This window comes from Wolbachia endosymbiont of Nasonia giraulti, from assembly GCF_048054155.1.
Lineage (GTDB): Bacteria > Pseudomonadota > Alphaproteobacteria > Rickettsiales > Anaplasmataceae > Wolbachia > Wolbachia pipientis_C.
On record NZ_JAFEVH010000084.1, the window covers coordinates 1 to 3,293 of the forward strand.

The 3,293-nt window shown below is 35.0% G+C and carries 3 protein-coding genes; 2 read left to right on the plus strand and 1 reads right to left on the minus strand.

Features of this window, described 5'->3' with window-relative positions:
* Positions 1-179 precede the first annotated feature (179 nt).
* Positions 180-1,274 carry a redox-regulated ATPase YchF gene (ychF, locus tag JR312_RS06305; protein WP_264331043.1) on the minus strand — a complete coding sequence of 365 codons (1,095 nt, stop codon included), beginning with the start codon at positions 1,272-1,274 and terminating at the stop codon, positions 180-182.
* Between the two features lie 102 nt (positions 1,275-1,376).
* Here ychF and JR312_RS06310 point away from each other — a divergent pair, with 102 nt between their 5' ends.
* Together JR312_RS06310 and JR312_RS06315 are read left to right on the plus strand one after the other, a co-directional pair.
* Positions 1,377-1,916, plus strand: coding sequence for a hypothetical protein (locus tag JR312_RS06310; protein WP_416647987.1), 540 nt, complete (start codon positions 1,377-1,379; stop codon positions 1,914-1,916).
* Between the two features lie 220 nt (positions 1,917-2,136).
* The gene (locus JR312_RS06315) at positions 2,137-2,829 is read left to right on the plus strand and encodes a hypothetical protein (protein WP_264331045.1); all 693 of its coding nucleotides are present in this window, start codon (positions 2,137-2,139) and stop codon (positions 2,827-2,829) included.
* Positions 2,830-3,293: the final 464 nt, after the last annotated feature.

Genomic DNA, 3,293 nt, shown 5'->3' on the forward strand with positions numbered 1-3,293 from the left:
ATGACAGGATATTTGTTTCTAATTCTTTATAATCTACCAAACCAGTAGTTCTATTTGCTTGACTCATATCAAACCTCCATTTTTTATATCAATTTATTACTTTTTTTTCGGTTTGACACACTTTTTTGAACGTTCCCAAATCAAACCCAGAGTATAGATCTTATGATCGTTTTCGTTAATTACACATTAAACCTAAAGTGCATTATATCACCATCTTGCACTACATATTCTCTGCCTTCGAAGCGAACTTTGCCTGCATCTTTGCAGGCTAATTCGCTTCTATATTTTACATAATCTGCAAAGCTTATCGTTTCTGCTTTTATAAAGCCTTTTTCAAAATCAGTGTGAATTACACCTGCTGCTTTGTCAGCTGTTGATCCTATCTTTATTGGCCATGCACGTGCTTCTTTTGGCCCTACAGTAAAGAAAGTTATCATACTCAGCACTTCATACATGATACGCGCTACTCCATCAAGGCCTGATTCTTGTAAGCCAAATTCTGATAAAAAACTCTGTTTTTCCTCTTCGCTATCAAGGTTTGCAATATCTGCTTCAAGTTTTGCTGAAATGCAATAAAATTTGCTTTTATTTTCCTCCGCCATTCTCTCTACCTTTTTAGATAATTCATTGCCAGTTATAACATTTGTATCTTCAACATTGCAAACGTACATAATGGGCTTTGTTGTTAGCAATTGAAGCGACTTCATCTCATCTTCATTGATATTCTCCAAGCTTCTTGCCGGTTTACCGAGTTTTAAAGTAGCTAATACCTCTTGCATTAGCTCAAGTTGTCTCTTTAGCTCTTTATCGCCTTGTTTTGCTTTTTTTTCCAACTGAGGAAGCCTTTTTTCTATGCTATCAATATCAGCTAGGATTAATTCCATTTCTACCACTTCAGCATCTGATATTGGATCTATTTTACTGTGTACGTGGCTAATATCGTCATCCGTAAAGCACCTGAGCAGATGAACAATGGCATCAACTTCTCTGATATGACTCAAAAATTTATTTCCTAGTCCTTCACCCTTGCTCGCACCCTTAACCAAGCCGGCAATATCGACAACTTCCAGTTGATTGTAGATTATTTTCCCTGAGTGAGCAATTGCGGCAATTTGTTTCAAACGCTGATCTCGTATTGGCACTTTGCCAACATTTGGCTCGATTGTACAGAAAGGATAGTTTGCAGCTTCAGCTGCACTTGACTCTGTAAGCGCATTAAATAAAGTTGATTTTCCTATGTTTGGCAGTCCAACTATGCCACAGTTAAAGCTCATATTTGCTATGTAAAATTATAACTATTGCATAATTTAAAAATTTCTGCTATACTTAATTAGTTACAATTTTGTTGGTATATAGCTTAAATTAAAGTAAAAACTATGACTACAGCTAAGAAACGGGAACTACCAAGTGACTTTCATGATGTTGAGGTTGGAATAGGAAGGCCCAGGATATTAGGGCAAATGAATGTACCTAGGAAACGGAAATCATCAAGTGGTTTTCACGGTGTTGAAAGTCCGAAAAGGTTCAAGAGCTTTGGGCAAGAAATAACTCTTTTAAATAGTAATTCTTGCCCTAACGATTTCTATGAAGGTAAACTTAGTGATGTTGTAGGGCAGTCCGTTAGTGATGTGGAACAAAAACTTTCTAGCAGTCAAGTAGCTAAGTATGATACTGCAGGAGATGGCAATTGCTTTTTCCATGCCGTGTTTGGTGAAAATAGTTCTAATGTATACAAAACTGACAAAGCTCAAGCAATGCGTAAAGAGTGGCGCGAATTTTTAAATCAGTTTAAATCATTGAATGATCCGAAAATGCCAAATGCTCTTAAGCAACACTTGAGAACATTCTTTGTAGATCTATTGAGTAACACTGGGGAAGTGCTTAATGTACCAAAAGAGATGAAAAGAGCTCATTGAGGAAATAAATAAAAAAGTTGACGATGTAATAAATGAAAGTGTTGAAAGAACGAAAGCTTTAAAAAATAACATTATAGAAAAGTTTTCTGAAGATGAAAAATTTTGTAATGAAATATATGAAGTAATAAAGCAAGCTACCAATGCATATAATGAGCGTAATGCGCAGCAAAGAGATTTACTTAGTATTGAAGATTTACTAAAGAAAGAAAATGAGAAAACATTGTATAATAGAGTAGAGGAAGAGCTTGAGTCTTGTGCATATAGACTTGACACCACGCTTACTAAAGAAAAATATAAAGAGGAATATATAATTAATAACGACAGAATATTAGATTCAGTTATTGGTCAAAAAGACTTCTATCAGACTTACCTCAAAGCAATACAAAAACAAGGGTATTTTGTTTTTCACGGTGAAATCCCTATTTTAGCTTCTTTATCTAATACTGAAATCGAAGCATATTTTGAGGGTCAGGAAGGTATGACAATATATAAACCAGACCCAAACATGATAAATCCTGAGTATGTAAGGAAAGATGAATTATGGGGCAATAAGAAGAAGGAAGTAATATACCTGGGTGGAAACCATTACTCTAGAGCTAGGGTTATAACCAAGGAAATTCAAGAGCAAGAAGACTTTCAATTAGCAAAAGAACTTCAATTAGATGAAATTTTGGAGTATTGTAACCTTTCAAAGGATATCTCTGAGAGAGCAGAGGTTGAGAAGAGGTTTGATGAGTTATTGGCAAAAAATGCTGATGGAAACATTGGTGATGTTATAGCGCAGTGCATTAATGATGTACAGCAACGTATAAAATGCCTTGAGGAGCCAGTCTTATCAAGAAGATGCAGTGTGGAAGAAGCACGTGTAGGAAAAGCATTTTATCAACATACTTCTATAGGGGGCATTCTATAATAAAAGCCATGCTCATTTTTAACCACTGCTTAATAAGAATAAAGTCTTAGCAAAACAAACATAAGAACAATAGGATTTCTTGCTTGCAAAGCAACTCCAAGATCGGGAGGAAAAAGACTTTTTCCTTGCAAGGCAACTTCAAGAGCAACCCTCACGCACAATCTCTTAACCCAAATGGAAGAAGTAAAAATAGAAGATCAGCGGCAACAAATACTTGTAAAATAATAACTCTATGGTTAATATGCGAAGACTTAAGTAAAAAATGTTGTCATTCTAGTAGCTGATACTGGGCTCCAATGTCAATTACTCGGATAACAAAAAAACACAGGGAACGTTCAAAAAAGTGTGTCAAACCGAAAAAAAAGTAATAAATTGATATAAAAAATGGAGGTTTGATATGAGTCAAGCAAATAGAACTACTGGTTTGGTAGATTATAAAGAATTAGAAACAAATATCCTGTCAT